The organism is Pedobacter gandavensis, from assembly GCF_014172405.1.
Lineage (GTDB): Bacteria > Bacteroidota > Bacteroidia > Sphingobacteriales > Sphingobacteriaceae > Pedobacter > Pedobacter gandavensis.
In genome coordinates, this window is sequence record NZ_WNXC01000011.1 from 122,504 (window position 1) to 141,067 (window position 18,564).

At 40.9% G+C, this 18,564-nt stretch carries 11 protein-coding genes; 3 read left to right on the forward strand and 8 right to left on the reverse strand.

The window, feature by feature from the left end; genetic code table 11:
* Positions 1–44: 44 nt before the first annotated feature.
* Both GM920_RS22815 and GM920_RS22820 read left to right on the forward strand, forming a co-directional pair.
* Entirely contained in the window at positions 45–845 is an 801-nt protein-coding gene (locus tag GM920_RS22815) for a DUF1365 domain-containing protein (protein WP_182961709.1), read from the forward strand.
* 4 nt (positions 846–849) lie between these two features.
* Positions 850–2,094, forward strand: a complete 1,245-nt coding sequence (locus tag GM920_RS22820; protein ID WP_235964618.1) for an SAM-dependent methyltransferase — start codon at positions 850–852, stop codon at positions 2,092–2,094.
* Positions 2,095–2,213: 119 nt separating this feature from the next.
* On the opposite strand, the gene GM920_RS22825 is transcribed toward GM920_RS22820, so the two are convergent.
* From GM920_RS22825 to GM920_RS22845, 5 genes are all read right to left on the reverse strand, one after another.
* A complete protein-coding gene (locus GM920_RS22825; protein ID WP_182961710.1) occupies positions 2,214–2,636 on the reverse strand; it encodes an SH3 domain-containing protein in 423 nt (140 codons plus the stop codon).
* A gap of 16 nt (positions 2,637–2,652) precedes the next feature.
* Positions 2,653–3,144 carry a BON domain-containing protein gene (locus GM920_RS22830; protein WP_182961711.1) on the reverse strand — a complete coding sequence of 164 codons (492 nt, stop codon included), beginning with the start codon at positions 3,142–3,144 and terminating at the stop codon, positions 2,653–2,655.
* Positions 3,145–3,575: 431 nt separating this feature from the next.
* Positions 3,576–4,925, reverse strand: a complete 1,350-nt coding sequence (locus GM920_RS22835; RefSeq protein WP_182961712.1) for a DEAD/DEAH box helicase — start codon at positions 4,923–4,925, stop codon at positions 3,576–3,578.
* A 110-nt stretch (positions 4,926–5,035) separates the two neighbouring features.
* Entirely contained in the window at positions 5,036–6,382 is a 1,347-nt protein-coding gene (locus GM920_RS22840; RefSeq protein WP_182961713.1) for an MFS transporter, read from the reverse strand.
* Positions 6,383–6,472: 90 nt separating this feature from the next.
* Positions 6,473–7,831 carry an APC family permease gene (locus tag GM920_RS22845; RefSeq protein WP_182961714.1) on the reverse strand — a complete coding sequence of 453 codons (1,359 nt, stop codon included), beginning with the start codon at positions 7,829–7,831 and terminating at the stop codon, positions 6,473–6,475.
* A 111-nt stretch (positions 7,832–7,942) separates the two neighbouring features.
* On the opposite strand from GM920_RS22845, the gene GM920_RS22850 reads away from it, so the two are divergent.
* Complete coding sequence (locus GM920_RS22850) at positions 7,943–9,877, forward strand: DNA topoisomerase IV subunit B (RefSeq protein WP_182961715.1); 1,935 nt, start codon at positions 7,943–7,945, stop codon at positions 9,875–9,877.
* Positions 9,878–9,937: 60 nt separating this feature from the next.
* On the opposite strand, the gene GM920_RS22855 is transcribed toward GM920_RS22850, so the two are convergent.
* The 3 genes from GM920_RS22855 to GM920_RS22865 are packed head-to-tail and all read right to left on the reverse strand — an operon-like array spanning position 9,938 to position 18,417.
* Positions 9,938–10,939 (reverse strand): YihY/virulence factor BrkB family protein, encoded by a 1,002-nt coding sequence (locus tag GM920_RS22855; RefSeq protein ID WP_182961716.1) that lies wholly within the window; start codon positions 10,937–10,939, stop codon positions 9,938–9,940.
* Between the two features lie 7 nt (positions 10,940–10,946).
* The gene (gene tamL / locus GM920_RS22860; RefSeq protein WP_182961717.1) at positions 10,947–13,229 is read right to left on the reverse strand and encodes a translocation and assembly module lipoprotein TamL; all 2,283 of its coding nucleotides are present in this window, start codon (positions 13,227–13,229) and stop codon (positions 10,947–10,949) included.
* Positions 13,213–18,417, reverse strand: a complete 5,205-nt coding sequence (locus tag GM920_RS22865; protein WP_182961718.1) for a translocation/assembly module TamB domain-containing protein — start codon at positions 18,415–18,417, stop codon at positions 13,213–13,215. Before GM920_RS22865 ends, tamL begins: the two co-directional genes overlap by 17 nt.
* Between the last annotated feature and the right edge of the window lie 147 nt (positions 18,418–18,564).

An 18,564-nucleotide genomic window follows, 5' to 3' on the forward strand; every position in this document is an offset into this window, starting at 1 on the left:
AATTGAGGTAATACTGTCTAAGAACTGATGAAAAATTGCTGAGCATGAATTCTTCTTTATATATCTGTAAGGTGATGCACTACCGTTTGGCTCCGAAAAAGCACAGCTTTGGGTATCGTGTGTATTTATTTTACCTGGATATTGAAGAGCTGCCACAATTGGTTCGTAAACTGAGTTGGTTGAGTGTCAATCGTTTCAATCTGTTTAATTTTAGGGATAAAGACCATTTACAGCTCCCCAAGGAGCAACCAGATACCAGTAAAAACCTGCAGGAGCAGCTCCGGGAATACCTCCATCAAAATGGGTTGGAACTGGGAAAGGGACGTGTCATGCTACTCAGCAATCTTGCAGTTCTTGGTTATAACTTTAACCCGGTTTCCTTCTATTTCTGCTTTGATGCGCAAGGATCTCCGCTTTGTGCCGTTGCAGAAATCAGCAACACCTTCCGGGAAATGAAACTCTTTCTGATTAAAAAAGAAGAAATGGAATCGGGCAGATTTCGGCAACGCATAGAAAAGTACTTCTATGTATCGCCTTTCATCGACTTGGATACCCTGTTTGACTTCAACCTGGGGATCCCAAATGAAAAGCTAGACATTCGTATTGATGATTATGACCAGCAGGGAAATCGATTCTTTTTAAGCACACTAATCGGGGAGCGGAAGCCCCTGACCAATGGTAACCTGTTGCGTTATTTCTTCTCTATTCCGTTGATTCCAATCCAGGTAATGGGCTTGATTCATTGGCAAGCTTTCTTATTGTGGAGGAAGAAGTTTTCATTCCATAGAAAATCCGCAAACCAGAACCTTCAAAAAGACGTATATAAACCTTTGAAAAACAGTTGAAATTATGATGTCCTCGCTTGCTATCACTACAAAAAATAAAACCGGATTTTACGAGAAGATGGTCTTAAATGCCTTGTCGAAAATGACTAAAGGGAGTCTGAGTATTGGTCTGCCAAATGGAGAAATGATACAGATTGGAGACGGAAAAAGTGGGATAAAAGCCAGTATTCAAATTAAAGCACCCGAATTTTTTAAGTGTCTGGTATGGTATGGCGACATCGGTTTTGGAGAGGCTTATGTCAATGGTTTGTGGGAAACAGACAACATTACGAACGTCATCAAATGGGTATTGCTCAATGTTGAAAATGCGCCTGTCGTTTCTGGAAGCCAACATAAAAGCTGGGCCTTAAATGTTTTTAAATGGTTAAACAGGGTTTACCATAACAGCAGATCAAACAGTATTTCCGGTTCTCAACAGAATATTTCCGAGCATTATGACCTCAATAACGATTTCTTCTCCTTGTTTTTAGATCCATCTATGACCTATTCCAGTGGCTATTTTTATAAGGAAGTCTTATCATTGGCCGAAGCTCAGGAAGCGAAGTATGACAGACTTTGTCGTCAATTGTGCTTAAGACCCACAGATCATGTATTGGAAATTGGAAGTGGTTGGGGCGGCAATGCGATCTATATGGCGAAAAATTACGGTTGTAAAGTAACTTCGATTACCATTTCCACTGCACAACAACAATGGGCAATGGAGCAGGTCAAGGCAGCGGGGTTATCAGCGCTCGTTAGTGTGGAAATCATGGATTACAGAGACCTGAAAGGGAGTTATGATAAAATTGTTTCCATTGAAATGTTGGAAGCCGTAGGACATAATTATTACCAGGAATATTTTAGTAAATGTAATGCGCTGCTGAAACCTGATGGAATTCTTGCTTTTCAGGTCATTACCAGTCCGGATTCCAGGTATGACAGCTTGCGTAAAGGTGTAGATTGGATTCAGAAGCACATCTTCCCGGGCTCATTATTACCTTCCGTAGCAAAAATAAATGAGGCAATCCACAAGACGAGTGACCTGACTATGGTAGATCTAAAGGACATGGGATTAGATTATGCGCGGACGCTGCATTTGTGGATGGAGCAGTTTAATCGACACCTTCATGAAGTAAAAATGTTGGGCTTTGATGATCGGTTTATCCGGAAGTGGCAATATTACTTTAATTACTGCGAGGCTGCTTTTGCGATGAGAAATATCAATGTGATGCAGATGGTATATACGAGACCGAATAATACAACCCGATAAGTTGTTTTATTTAAGCGGTTAAATTCAAAATCTACATCATGATTTTAAGAAGAAATCTTTCGCCTTGAAGCGGATAGAATTCCAGGTCTAAAAATCATGATATAGATTCCTCAGGATAATTATCCTACTGGGGTAAGGTATTGTGTAAAAGAATAACCTTGCTCCCCTGCATCGGTTTTGATCATCCACCATTGGTCATTTTCTTTTCCAACAAGTGTGACAATTTCATGTCTGGCAGCTTTTCCAACGATATCATCATTGGTACTTGGTCCTTTACGGATATTTAGGTTAGAGCTATTGGTGGTTACCTTAAGTTTAGCACCTTCGGGAACACCTGCTACACTACTAATGTTCATTACGAGATCTCCTGAAGCATAATTTGGATCAAGACGTTCGTAAGTATCCCAAAGTTGTTGTTTTACGGTGCCATTTGTAGCGCCATCAATATACAATACACCATCTTGTTCACGAACATTTAAATCGCTTACACTTGCGGCAGTGGCAGCATCAATTAGTTCTTTATATTTTTCTTGTAAAGCCATTTTATGTCCTCCTGAATTATTTAATCACCAATTGATTGTCTACTTTTTTAGGTTTCAAGGCATTCACTGCCATCATTAACTTTTGTAGATCGGCTTTGTTAAGTTCTCCTTTTAAGGTAACTACACCATCATTTACTGTTGCTGCAACCGTAGGGAAATCTTTTGTTGCATCTTTTACAGCAAGCGCCAATGGGGTATCTGCACTGACTTCAACTTTAGCGACTTCTACAGTTAGGTTATTCACTACAGATTTCACTCCTGGTACAGCAGCGGCAGCTTTTCCTAAGGCATCTTTGCTGGCTTCATCTGTTACCTGGCCGGTAATCGTAACGACTCCTTTATCAACAGTTACGCCGGAAGCAGATAAATTAGGACTGGATTTTATTGCAGTTTCTACTGCAGTTTGTAGGTCAGCATCTTTCGGCGTGCTTTTACATCCGGCAAGTGTTGCCACCATAAAGGCGGTAACCATAACCAGAGCCATCATTTTGCTCATTAGTTTTTTCATTTTCAGATTGGTTTTGTTTAAACTATTGTTGCTCACCCAATTCCATTGATCAGGCATATACAATATAGCTAAATTACTTAACGTCTAATGTTAAAAAATGTTTAGCAAAATTGTTTTTTTTAAGCAGAATTAATCCAACTGCTTGTTAGGAAATTCAAGAAAAATAAACCTTAGGAAGGAAGGACTACTCGGTAAGAAGGAACGTCCGCTTGGTAGGATGGAACGTCCGCTTGGTAGGAAGTAACGTCTGCTTGGTAAGAATAATCTCCCTGCTGTTCAGCTCCCCTCAGTTATTTTGTAGTATGCACAAAAAAAGCAAGCATACTAAGAGAAGACCTAGAAAATTTTACCCTTTTTCAGGGTAAAAGATTTCAGTATTCGAATAGTTGTGCTTGCTTTTTATGAGGAACCAAAGTAACCCTCTTAATTTTTTACTTTGAGCTCCATCTGCGGCTACCGCTACTTGGTGTTCTTTTCGCTCCGCTCAAGTTAGGTTCGCGTTGTCCGCCACCTTGACCTTTACCAGAAGCCGATGATGATCTACCACCACCACCTCTGCTATTGCCACCGCGAGAACCGCCACCACCACGTGAACCACCGCCACCTTTAGGTTTTTCAGCAGCTGCGCTCATCAGGCTTTGCCAGCTCATCGCATACGGATGATCTTCCGTTACCGGAATACTCAATGCGATTAGTTTTTCAATATCTTTCAAGAACTCTCTTTCTTCTGCATCGCAGAAAGAAAGCGCTGTTCCACTTAATCCAGCACGACCAGTACGGCCAATTCTGTGAACATAAGTTTCTGGAATGTTTGGCAATTCATAATTGATCACGTGTGCCAATTCATCCACATCAATACCACGAGCTGCGATATCAGTAGCGACAAGGATCCTTGTTGCTTTTGCTTTGAAGTTAGTCAATGCCCTTTGTCTGGCATTTTGTGATTTATTACCGTGAATGGCTTCCGCTTTAATTCCTACTTTGATCAGGTCTTTAACGATACGGTCTGCACCATGTTTAGTTCTGGTGAAAACCAAAGCCGTTTCAATAGATTTATCTTGTAAGATGTGGATTAATAAGTTTTTCTTATCATTCTTGCTTACAAAAAACATTTCTTGTTTAATCTTTTCAGCGGTAGAAGATACCGGAGTTACTTCTACTTTTAAAGGATTTGTCAGGATGGTATCGGCAAGTTTTTGGATTTCCTTAGGCATGGTAGCTGAGAAAAACAAAGTCTGTCTTTTTACAGGCAGCTTGGCGATTACTTTTTTAACATCATGAATGAAACCCATGTCCAACATTCTGTCGGCCTCATCAAGTACAAAGATTTCAATTTCCTTCAGGTTGATAAAACCTTGGTTCATTAAATCTAATAGTCTACCTGGAGTGGCGATAAGAATATCTACACCACGGTGTAGCGCATCAGTTTGTGCTTTTTGGCCAACACCACCGAAGATTACCAAATGACGAAGCGGAAGATTTTTACCATACGCTTTAAAGCTCTCCTCAATTTGGATGGCTAATTCGCGTGTTGGTGTTAAAACCAATGCTTTAATGTTCTTATGAACTTTAGTGTTTTCGTGAGGCTTGCTTAGCAATTGAAGCATAGGAATTGCGAAAGCGGCAGTTTTACCTGTACCTGTTTGCGCGCAGCCTAATAAATCTCTGCCTTGAAGTATAGTTGGGATGGATTGTTCTTGTATAGGGGTAGGTTGTGTATAACCTTCTGTTTGGAGCGCTTTTAAAATTGGCTCAATCAGGTTTAATTCTTCGAATAACAATGTGTTTGTCTTTTAATGTGTAATAATGAAACGAAAGAATATCGTTCCATGCAAAGATACGTATAACTTTTGGCTTTTAAGTAATTCACTTATTTATAGCTAAGTATCTGTTAGTTAATGGGTTTGTTTTCCTTGAAACGGCTAAAAAATAACAGGGCCATGACGCACAACACAAAGCCTACCACTCCATTTAAACGCAAGCCATAATCATGTCCGGGATCTTTTCCATAGACGGTAAGCATGGCAAAAATGGCAATTCCTAAAGTCTGTCCGAGTTTCACAAACAGGTATTTTACGGCGAAAAACATCCCTTCATGGTTCTCTCCGGTTTCTTCGGTATCTTTTTGGGCAATATCGGCCAGGATGGCATTGGGAAGAATACCTAAGGCGGCCAGGGGAAAGGAGGCACAGCAAACCAGGATAGACATCTGCATGGTTGGAGAAAAAGGAAGTTGTCCCAGAAAAAAAATGGTGACAAATATGAGGCTGAGCACCCCAAAGGCGACCAGTACCAAGGGTTTTTTTCCAAATCTTTTAGCCCCATAATTGATAAAGGGATAAAACGCCAAGGAGAGCACAACCATGACACCCATAAATTTTCCACCATCAGAATCGGGTAAGCCCAATAAAACCGTCACAAAGAATAGTAATCCGCTGGAAATGATACTTAAGGCAATGTAATAGCTAAAATCTGAGATGAGGTAATACTTGAAATTGGCATTTCTAAATGTGTTTTTTATCGCCGGAAGCAGTGCAATGTGTGTCGGTTTGCCAGTGGTAAACTCCTTCTCGTTGATGAAAATGATAGGTAAGGTCATCACGAGTCCAGAGAAAATACTGAGTCCCCAGATGGTATACTGTAAGGCTTCTGCACGTCCTGTTGCGGGGAAAATCTCTTGAATCAGATCTGCATAATTATTGCATAAAGCAGCAAGAATCATCCCCAATACAAAGCCTACCTGCTGATAGGTCGAAAGTCTGACTTTTTGATCGGCACTATGCGTCAGCTCTGCGAGTAAAGCATTGTAAGGAATGATATAAGTGGTGACGGAGATGAAAAAACCAGCCAGCACTATCGTTAACCACCAGGCATTGCTAATACTTTCCCCTTTCACCAATGGGTAGAAAACCAGGGAACAAAAAAATACTGCAGGGACGATTGCATATCTCATGATCGGAATTCGCCTGCCTTTGGGATTGCTACTGGCATCACTTAAAGAAGCAATAAAAGGATCGTATATGGCGTCAAACAGTCTGCCGGAGGCAGCGATGAGAGATAAAATATTGAAAGCACCGAACACCAACAGTTGTGGTACCAGCGGATATAAGCCAGAATTGTTTGGTGGCAGATAAAAATAGGGCAGCATCACAATGATCAGATTGGTCATGATGCTCCAGCCCATCATTCCGGCAGCATAAGCGATTTCTTTTTTTAAGGGCAGCTTTTTTATCGGCATGGTCTATAATTCGGGTTCTCGGTTTGAATAGGTTTCTTCGCTTTCTGTAATTTTGAGCGCTGCTTCGGTACAGATCTCTATGGGAATGTATTAAGTTTTGTTGTTCAGCTTCCGGAAGAAAACATTAAGAAAATAAAGGAGAATAAATCCGCCAAAGATTAGCAAGCCATTTCTTCCCGCTTCAGGGTCCTTAAAATAGATACTGACACCCACAAAAGTATAGGCCGCAATGAAAATTATGGGAAGAAAAGGGTAGAGCTTCATGCTGTAAATGGTATTCTTATCCAGGTCTGCTGTTTTTTTCCTCAGGAAAAATATCGTGGCTGCAGAAGTTGCCATCCCGATACAATCTAAAAATATAGTGTAGTTTAAAATCTTGTCAAAGGTTTGGGCGTAGAATAAGGTGAAAATTGAGATCACAGAAAATACGGTAAGGCTGACAAACATCACGTCATTCTTTGCCGTCTTTTTACTGAATATCGCAGGCAGTGCTTTTTCCTCCCCCATGGCGTACATCACCCTTGGATTGCTCAGTAAATTTACATTTACATAGCCCAATACGGAAAAATAAACCAGGCAGGAGAGGATGGTGAAGCCCATTGGACCGAATAATTTTCCGGCAAGGATGGCCGCGATGCTCTCCGCAGTTTTCAGCTGCTCAAAGCCAATTACCTTTACATAGGCATAATTGATGGCCATATATAACACAATAATGATGGCCAACCCGGTCATAATTGCCCTTGGTATTACTTTGTTGGGTTGCTTGGTTTCACCGCCGAAATTTATGGTCTGCTGGTAGCCACCAAAGGTAAAAGATATGGCAATCAGGCAAATGCCCAGGGCTTTTCCATAGTCTATCCAGTCCGGGGCAACACCTGTAGTCGTTTTAAATTCTGGTAAACTGTGGCTGATACTTTCTGCTCCCGGGCCGGCAAAAATTGCGCAAATCAAAATCAATACCATGGCTATCTTTACGATCGACAGGACATTCTGCGTTTTTGCACTTACTTTTAGCCCGAATAAATTGAGGAGGTAAAACAGAAAAATAGTGATGGCCGCAATGACAATTCTATAAAATTCAGTCTGTAGTTCTACAGGTAAAATGATTTTACTTAAGTATTCCGCACCAATCAAAGATACCCCTGCAACGGAAGCGGCATTGGAAACCACAATGATACAATTGATGGCAAAGGCAATAGAAGGATGGTAAAAAGCAGAGAAAATCTTATAATAAGCACCGGTAACCGGAAATCTGGAGCCGATCTCGGCATAAGTTAAAGCACCACAAAGGGCAACGAGTCCGCCGATAATCCATGCCGAGAAAAATAACTCCGGAACCTGTGCACCTGCAGCTACGTTGACCGGTGTTCTAAAGATGCCCATTCCGATCACCAGGCTAACCACAATCATAGATAAGTCGAAGAGGGAGAGCTGTTTCTTATCCGCCATAGGGTCTCTGTTTTATTTCCTGAATATACACGAAAATGTGTATTTGTTGAAACTTTGATGTTGATTCCCCGGCATATTACCTTAAATTTGTAATTCTACTCAAATTACATCATGGCTGAACCGAATTATAACGAAGATAGTATACGCTCCCTCGATTGGAAGGAACACATCAGACTGCGTCCCGGTATGTATATCGGTAAACTTGGAGATGGTTCTGCTCAGGATGACGGGATTTATGTATTGCTGAAGGAGATTGTCGACAACTCAATAGATGAGTTTGTGATGGGTGCCGGACGTACCATAGAAATTACCGTTTCTGATCAGAAAGTAAACGTCCGCGATTATGGCAGGGGAATTCCATTAGGTAAGGTGATCGACTGTGTCTCGAAAATTAATACTGGTGGTAAATACGATAGCAATGCCTTTCAGAAATCTGTTGGATTAAATGGGGTTGGTACCAAGGCTGTAAACGCTTTGTCTAACTCCTTTGTGGTGCAATCGTACCGTGATAATAAAACCAAAAAGGTAGAGTTTTCAAAGGGAGAAGTGGTGATTGATAATCCGATTATTGATACCACACAACGTAATGGTACTGCGATTACCTTCTATCCGGATGAAACGATTTTCAGAAACTATCATTATATCTCTGACTTTGTGGAAAGCATGATCTGGAACTATGTGTTCCTGAATGCGGGATTAACCATCAACTTCAATGGACAGAAATATTTATCTGAGCGTGGACTTTATGACCTGTTGCATAAACATGCAGGAGCAGAAACCATCCGCTATCCGATTATTCACCTGAAAGGGAATGACATTGAGATCGCGATGACCCACGGACAGCAGTATGGGGAAGATTACCACTCTTTTGTGAACGGTCAGCATACCACACAAGGTGGTACCCATCAAGCGGCATTCCGTGAAGCGGTGGTGAAAACGGTAAGAGAGTTTTATAAAAAAGAATACGACGCTGCAGATATCAGGGCTTCCATTATTGCCGCCATTTCGATCAGGGTACAAGAACCTGTATTTGAATCGCAGACAAAAACAAAACTAGGCTCCCAGAATATGGGACCTGATGGACCTTCGGTAAGAACGTTTATCAATGATTTCGTAAAGAAAGAATTGGACGATTACCTGCACAAACATACCGATGTGGCAGATGCTTTGTTGAAAAGAATCTTACAGTCGGAAAGAGAGCGTAAAGACATTGCCGGAATTAAAAAATTAGCCAACGACAGGGCTAAAAAAGCATCCCTGCACAATAAAAAACTAAGAGATTGTAAGGTGCATTTTAACAGCACCCACGAGAAAAGATACGAAACCACATTGTTTATTACGGAGGGAGATTCGGCTTCCGGATCAATCACGAAATCAAGAGATGTGGATTGTCAGGCGGTATTCAGTTTGAAAGGGAAACCTTTAAACTGTTATGAGCTGACTAAAAAAGTAGTGTATGAGAACGAAGAGTTCAACTTGCTGCAACATGCGCTGAACATTGAGGATGGTCTGGATGGTTTACATTACAACAATATTGTAATTGCCACTGATGCTGACGTCGATGGAATGCACATCAGGTTACTGATGATGACTTTCTTCCTGCAGTTTTTCCCGGATTTGGTGCGCTCAGGACACGTTTACATCTTGCAAACGCCTTTGTTCCGCGTCCGTAATAAAAAAGAAACCATTTATTGCTATAGCGATGACGAGCGTAAAGCGGCCATCACTAAATTAGGTAATAAGCCAGAAATTACCAGGTTTAAAGGATTGGGAGAGATCTCACCAGATGAGTTTGGCTTGTTTATCGGAAAAGACATCAGATTAGACCCGGTGATCTTGAAAGATCAAACGATTAAAAGTCTGCTGGAATACTATATGGGTAAAAATACACCGGATAGACAACGTCACATCATCAAGAACCTAAGAATCGAAAAAGATACCTTAGAAGATATCGTCGCTCCATTGGATCGTTCCAAAGCAGCAGCTATAGCTGAAGATTCAGCTGATGAAATGACCGATGAAGAAATGATCGCAGCATCAGCTTAATTAAAACCGCTGCTAAAAATAACATGGCCCGTAGATCAATTGATTTACGGGCCATGTTATTTAGGGGTTCTTTAAGCGTACCGTATCTTCTGGGTGCTGTGGAGGTAAGGCGGTTACTTCTTTCTCTACCACCACAACCTTAGTATGTACGGCGTATTTACTAGGTCTGATGCCCATTCCATATTTTTCAGCATAAGCTTGCGTAAATTCTGCACCAAAGTAAAGGATAATTGCGGTGTAATAAATCCATAACAAGATCACAATGATTGATCCTGCGGCACCAAATGCGGAAGCCGGATTACCTACTTCTATATAAATGCCAATTACGTATTTACCTATGCCAAACAGCACGGCCGTAAATAAAGCACCAATAATGGCAGGTTTCCATTTCAGTTCCACATCTGGTAATACCTTGAAAATAATGGTGAAAATACTGGTGACTACGGTCAGTGTAATTGCATTGGTGATGATCAGGATCATGAGTTCCGAGATCTCTGCGATACTGATGTAAGCCGCAATTTTATGACCAAGGCCTACCACAATACTATTGACCACTAAAGATACCAGTAACAAGAAGCCTAGAGAGGCAATTAGTGAGAATGAAAGCAGCCTGTTGATGATGAGTTTTTTCCAACCTTTTTTAGGCACGGCTTTCACCTTCCAGATCAGGTTAATGCTGTCTTGTATCTCAATAAAGACGGCAGTGGCACCAATAATTAAGGTGCTGATCCCTACAATTAAGCCTAAAGTGCTTTTGCCACTGTAATTGGCATTATTCACAAAGCTTCTCAATTGATTTGCCGCATCTTTACCCACCATATCTCCGATTTCTGCAAAGAATTTTTGCCTCGGGTTTATGTTGGTTAAGTCGGTCGCATCCCCTAAAAATAAAGTGGCTGCGGAGAGGACGATAATGATCAATGGTGTTAAGGAAAATATAGTGTAATAGGCCAGAGCAGCACTTAATTTCATGACACGATCTTCCATGAAACCTTTTCCTGCGGCAATAAATAAATGGCCAGTTGCTTTTAAAAAGCTGAGGATCTTCTTAATAAAATTCATATATCGTTTAAAAAGGGTAACCAATACCCAGGTTGTAGGTCAAGTTCTGTTTTCTCCAGGTACTGCTGCCAAAGGCGATGTCTTTCATGACCCATGCTGGTCCATTCGGTAAATCAGGCCTTCTGATTGGGAAGGCAACATCCAGACGGATCACAAAGAATGAGGCATCAACGCGGAGTCCCGCACCGGTACCAATGGCCATTTGTTCAATGAATTTGTTGGCTTTAAATTTACCTCCGGGTCTTAGCGGATCTTCTTTCCTCAACCAGATGTTTCCGGCATCGATAAATGCAGCACCATAAAGCATGCTCACCAGCTTGAAGCGCAGCTCCGTATTCAGCATGATCTTGATGTCGCCACCCTGATCTCTAAAAGTTAATGAATCAGGAATAATATAAGTACCTGGTCCTACTAGTCTGGAACCAAAAGCACGAATGTCACTGCTTCCTCCTGCAAAAAACTGACGTACAAATGGAAGCGCTTTATTATTGCCATAGGCATAACCAAAACCAACATTCAATCTATTCGCCCAGATTACGGTCTTGTTGACTTTATAATAATTTCTCAAATCACCTTCCAATCTTAAGAACTGAGATAATGCCGTGCCAAACAGAGATTTCTGCCCTTTGTCGTTTTTGGGTGCAAATAAACCGACCAAACTACCTGATGTTTCCAGGTCTCCAGAGAAGTAAATGTTGTTTCTTTTGTTTTGATTTACCTGGTCATTATAAGTGAAATTATAGTTTAAGCCAACAATAAACTGGTTCTCTAAACTTGTCCTTAAGGACGGGTTTTTTGCAAATAAAGTAGCTGAATCGACAACTTTGGATCGGACATAGTTGATGGAGATCGGGTTGAAAACATGCTCTTTGTAAATGCTTTCTTTCCAATCATAACCAAACTCTGCTTTGATCGCATTTAAGGTGTAATCAACGCGGTCTAAGATTTGGTAAGAGGCTAAGATGTTGGTTTTTGGGATAAAAGCATTTGTACTGTTGAACTTAAAGAAAGGAAGTAGGAAACGTGGGAAGATTAGTTTTGCCTGACCGGTTATGGAATAGGAATTCCCTTGCGTTTGATCAGATCCCCTGATTTGCTTCTCAAATCCACCACTGGCACTGATTTCCAGTTTTTCAGCACCACGGAATACGTTTCTGGTGGTCTGTGTTAACTTGACTTCCGAACCGACAAAGTTGTTCGATTTACTCGTTCCAATCACCTGGAATGACAATGAGTTTTTCTTTAGTGGAGTCAAATAGAAGTTTACATCCAGTTGATTGCTCTTAGCGCTATCTGTCAGGAAATCTGCTTTTACCACTTTAAATGTTCCGATGTTAACCATTCTATTTAAAGATTGGTTATGGTCTCGGCGGTTGTATAGCTCTCCTTTCTGAAAAAACACAAGGCGGTCAAATACGCCCAGTTTAAACGTGTTTCTTGGGTCTTTGATGATGAAATCTTTATAAAGCACCGGCTTACTAGCCCGTATAGAAGAATCGCCTCTTAAGCTGTAATTTGGGTAAATGGTGATGTCTTTGATGGTATAAGGCTTCAAGGCTGCATTCGGGGTAATCTCCTTAACTTTTACATAGATGTTTACCCGGTGTTTTCCAATGGCACTGTCTACCTGAAGCAGCAGGTAATCTGGATTAAAGTAAAAATAACCATTTTGTTTCAGGTCATTGTCTATCCGTTCCCGCTCCGCTTTAAACACATCGAAATCGTAAAAGTTCCCCACTTTAAGCAGCGATTGACCCGAGGTGCTATTAATAATAGAAGCGATTCCTACACTGTCTTTTGGGAAAGTGATTTTATTAATGGTATATCTGTCACCAGTTTCGGCGGTATAAATAGCTTTAGCAGTTCTGTTTTTCACTACGGTATCTCCGGTTACTTTGGCCTGTAGATACCCCTGACTGATCAGGTAACTCGCCAAAACGGCATTATTGTATGGGATTTTAACCTGGCTCTGTAGTACTGGTGGTTCTCCAACCTTATTGCGTAACCAATGACGGATGCCCTTTGATTTCTTTGGTTGTCCGGCAAGGTTATAAATGTATAGTTTTATCCTTAATCCCAAAAAGGAGGTATTGGGGCGAGGTCTTGTCTTACTTTCCAAAACGCCCTTTACATTTTTTTCATCCGTAATTTTCCCCGTAGAATCCGGGTTGATCCTTACCGTCGCACCAGTGTATAAGTTCTGTCCTGCGGGCAAGTATTTAATGTTGCTGCAGGCAGAAAATACCAGGCAAAGACTTATAAAAAATAAAGGTCTAATTCGTTTTCTCATTTTTGGGCTTCTGTTCTTTTTTAAAAGTTCTTCTGTCTTTGAATTGTTTAAAGATCTCACGGAATCTATTGTAATCGACCACCAAGGCAAAACCAATACCGGTCTCTACAATCTGACCTTCAATAATTCCATCCGTCTGATTTCTTCTATAGGCACGCAGTCGATAGCGTCCGTCTTTGGATAACAGGTACTCTATATTCACGTTTCCTGCAATATTACTGGAATTGTTATTGTTCTGATTTGAATTTCCTTCCAGTCCGAAAGAACTACCCACCGTTACCGTAAGCCTATCATCTAATAGTTTCTTGGACAGGCCGATCTCCAGTTCTGTGCGATTCTCTAACTTTCCAGTAGAATAATCTTCAGAAGTATTTAGTCCGAAGTTAATATCAACACCTTTAATCAGGTCGGAAGCCAGGTTATTCAACTGGTCTGTCAGTAATTTACTTACACTCTGACGGGCATAATTGGCTACCAATCCATTGCCACTTCCGGCCAGACTCTGGAATGGGTTATCAGCAATAAACCGTTCTAATGCCAACAGGGCAAATACCTGTTTGTTGAGTTCACTCTCATTTGTGTTGACGTTTTGTATTTTAGTATAAACTTGTCCACCAAGAATTCCACGCTCATTCTCTGGTAAATCCAGTCGGAAGTTAATGATTGGCTTCATGATTTCACCAGTGATCATCAGATATACCTGGAATGGGAATTTTTGCTTGGCTTGGGCCCTCAGGTAAGCATCATCACCCAGTTCATTGGCAACCAGGTCAATTGCAGGAGCGTTGACTTCATAAATGGCTGTAATGTCTACGTTTGCAGAAGTTGGCTCACCTGTCCACACAATACTACTTCCCTGTTGGATTTTAAATTCTCTGGTTGCAATACCGCCAACAGATAGCTTATAAGAACCATCGCTGAGCTCATACCTACCGGTAAGGCTCATCTTGCCACTCGGATCCATGGTCGCATTCAGTGTGCCTTCTCCTTTTACTTTGAGCTGATCACCATTGGAAGGGTCTACCACTACCGTAAACTCGGCATCTTTATCCATGTTGAGGTCTGCACTTAGGTTAATACCCATAATTGGGGCCTTGTTTAAACTATCCGATGCAGCTATTAAGACCTTCTGACCATTAAATGGTGGCGCATTCATATCTATAAATTGTACCACACCTTCCTGATCTATGATCGTTGGGTCAGCGCTTGGCATAGCAAAGAAAAACTTAGTGCCTTTATTCACCGTAAGATTCATGTTAATCTGTGGCTGGTACATATCTCCACGGATTTTGAAGAAATTAGTACTGACAAATACTTTACCGTAAATCATATCATTATCAGCGGAGGTAGAGTTCATCAATCTGAAATTTTTAGCTGAAATGTCTAAGCCAAAACGGAAGTCTCTGTAATTGCTGGTTAAAATCTTTCCATTGACTTTTAAAGCCTGATTTAAAGAATCCAACACCGTAAAATTGTCAAACCTGATCCCTTCCTCATTGAAAGTGATGGTTTCATTTGGCATCCTGAAATAAGAATTTACATAGGTCGCAGTAAATGCAGCCTGGTTAAATTTCAGTTCCCCATTTATTTTAGGTGCAGTTAAAGCTCCTTTTACTTTCATCTCTCCGCTGATGGTTCCGGAACCTCTTTTAATTTGCCCCATTGATACACTCTCCAGTGATTTCAGGTCTATTTTATCCACATTCAAGGTTAAGTCAAGCGCGCTTTCCGGTGCAGTATAATAGAAACCATTGACACGAAGTTCATGAACACCAGATAAGGAGATATTGGTTTCAAAGGCATTTTCCGTATTGTTATTTACAGCCACACGTAAAGTGCCCAGCTGGTCTTTTTGGTAGCGGAGCTGATCAATCGTCAGGTTGGCTTCAAATTTTGGTGTGCCCATCAGGTCTTTAGCATCCACCGTTCCATTGATAGAACCCCCAATAAGTGAGCTATCCTGCTCGGCAAACTTGGTTAAGGTCTCAATTTTAAAGTCTTTAAAGAGGACTTTTAATGGTGCATTTGCTTCATTACCGACACTATTGACACTCAACAATTGATTGTCCCTGCTGATGTCAAAGTTTTTTGCCATAATTCCGGATTGTCCAAACTGGATGTAATTTTCCGGAGCCACTACCCATTTCTGGTAGTTTAGCAAAAGCTTCTGAGGATCCAGACTAAAGCGATAATCTTTATTGATCGATTGGAAGGTACCACCTAGCAGGTATTTGTCTTTCAGCTTGCGGTCTCTCAAATAAATGTTGACGCCTAAGTGATTGTCCACAGCATCCCCGCTGATTTCTGTATTGTAAAGGTTGATGGAAGAGCTTTGCAGGCTTTTTACCATCAGCTTGTAATTGATTTTCTGATCGGTATTGTCGATGCTCAATCTGGTACTGTCTACCTTATAATCGCCGTAAACGACATGAGGAACCCAGGCTTTCATCGCTAAGCTGTCTTTCTTCGTATCCAGTAATCCGTAGATGTAGGAAGGGGAGAAGGTGGTTAAGGAAGGCACAAAATCCTGGATGAATTTAGGGTTGTAAACTTTCGCAAAGAAACGAATCCGCTGATCAGGAATTTGTTTGACCTCGCCAAATTGGTAGTACTTGTTGATTTGATTGGTGACTGCAGTTGCCAGATTTGACAATTGATACTTTCCATCAATACGGGCAGTCATCAGTTCCGATTTTAAGGTCAGTAAACTTTTTTCAGCATTGGTTTCTGCATGAATCTGAATCGTGTCTACGTTAATTTTTTTGCCTTCTTTGACCACTTGTAGCCCTTTGATAAAGATATCGCCGTTCAGGTAATCGACATCTGCAGTGCTTAAGTCTGCATCTACAATACCGGCAACTTTAAATTCCGTCGGACTAAAGTTGAGGGCTTTCAGGTCTACCTGAGTCAGGTCCATTTTTGCTTTTACAGCGGGATATTTACCCGCAATATTTACTGCTGCGCTCAGCTTGAAATTCAGATTGCTATCCGCCATATTGCTTTTCAGGTTCAGCTTTTGCTGCGCATAAGTACCGTTAATATCCAGGTTTTTATAAGTGTATTTATTGTACGTGGCATTTATAATTTGCCCGTTGATTTTTAGGGAGGCCGTCTTCGGATCTAGGCCTGTTCCATTAATGGTGGCTTTGGCTGTGATTTTGCCGAGCTGCGCCTGTTGTTTCAATAGTTTTCCAACATTGAAATTATTCAGGTTAACGTTGGCAGTATATTGCTCTTTTCCTTTAGGGCCCTTCATATTTGCCAATAATTTGGCAGATCCCATATCTGTATTGATGTTGAAGCCGGTATTGAAATTGGTTAATGAGCCGGTAAACTTACCAAAGGCCTGAATTTTATTTGGCAACTCTATATTGGTGGGTAAGGTGTTTTTAGGAATCACCACCAACAGGTCTTGCTTGGTTAAAGAGAACTGCTTGATGTTCAAATCCAGGTAGAGTTTATTCAGGTCTGGTAATCCTTTGATTTTACCATTCAGGTTGATGTTGGTGCTTTTTAAACCACTAGCCTGAAAACCTGGGATATTCAAGTCGTTTAGGTAACCGTTGGCACTACCATTGATCTTTAGTTTTTCATTTCTATAGGCGGCAGGAACAGCATCAGAAAAATATCCGGCATCCTTTAAGCCGATCGTAGAATTCTTAACCACCATATTGATTTTTACCCTTTCCGGATGTTTCGTCAGGTCATCCATGGAGGTGTAAGTCAGGGAAGTTGCGTTTTCAATCGAGGTGTTTGGTGTTTTTAAAATGAAGTTTTTAACGTAAACCGCCTGGTCTGTATAAGCAACATCTCCCTGGAGCCTGGACAACTGGAAGCCGCTTTTCTCTTTCATAAATCCTTTTTTTACTTTCACTTTGATGCCATCAGGGCCATAAGCGACACCTTCTGCAATCACATCCAGATCTTTGATTTTTAGGTGATTGAAGTCCATCCCTTTAGTCGGCTTAGCGCTGAGATTGTCGTATTGGATGTTGTTCTTTGAAAGGTTTAACTTGCTCAGAAGTAAAGAAATAGGGGCTGAAGCGCTAGGGTCAGTAGCTGCTGTTCCTTTTGCAGGTGTTCCAGATTTTGTTGCTGATGATGATTTTGAGGAAGCAGAAGCCTTTGTAGCTGCTGCGGGTTTAAAGGCGAAAAGCACCTCAGAATTGTTTAAGGTAGCTTGCTCCAGCTGGTAATTGCTTTTTGTTAAATCAGCCATCAATTTGCTGAGGGAGAATTCTTTGAGGTTTACTTTCGCCTTCATCTGTGTGGCAGCGGCTTGGTAATCTACCGTAGAATTATTGATCTTCCCTTCGGCAACATTGTACTTGTTGTTCGTCAGATCGGCAACCAGTTGCGTCAAAGCCAGTTCGTTTAAGTTGACGTCTGCACTCATCTGAGACAATTGGTCGTCAAAGTTGATCTTGACCTGGTTAAAAGCAAAGTCTTTGATTTCTACATAAGGTAGCTTTCCGGATGCCGTTTTTGCGGTGTCAATACTTTGCTCCAGATGTGCTTTTAATTGAGTCAGCGGTTTTCGTTGCGCATATTTTAAGTCGGTGTTTTTCAAAGAAAGTGATTGAATCACATAACGCTGATGGTCCATGTCAAAGTCCTTAATATTGGTTTTAAATTCACCAAGATTAAGTTTTACCTCATTTCCGGCCACATCATCACGATAGTTGATACCAATATCCTCCAAACTGATTTTATTGATGGAAAATTTAAGCGTGGAGGTGGTGTCTTTTTTCACCTGATCTTCCGGTTTCGTTTGATCAGACATAAATGCGTCTACTAAAAACGAAAAATTAAAAGTAGTATCCGGATCAATCCGCGTCACATTGGCTCGAATCTTTTCTAAGGAAATATTATTGACCTCTATTTTATTGCTGAAAATTTTGAATAGATCCACATCAACTGCCAGTTTCTGCGCATATAAAAGTGTGTCTCCTTTTCTATCTTCCATATAGAATTTGTTCATCACAATATCTTTAGGGAAGGCAATATGGATACTTTCCAGGCTTACTTCCGTTTTAGTCTTGTTTTTCAAATAGCTGATCGCCTGATCTTTTACGAAATTCTGAACAGCAGGGATATTTAGAGAAATCACAAGAAGAACCACGAGCAAGATGATGCTGGCGATAATCCATAGTATGACTTTAAGACTTTTGCGTATATATTTATTCAATTGGCCGAAATTGAGTGTTTGTCGTATTATTGGTTAACTAAAACCATGCCACCGGGTAGATTATGGCAGGTTATCCTTATAAGTACAATCAATATAATAAAATTGTTTATGACCACCGTCATAATTTGATTTTTAGGAGAAGCCCGA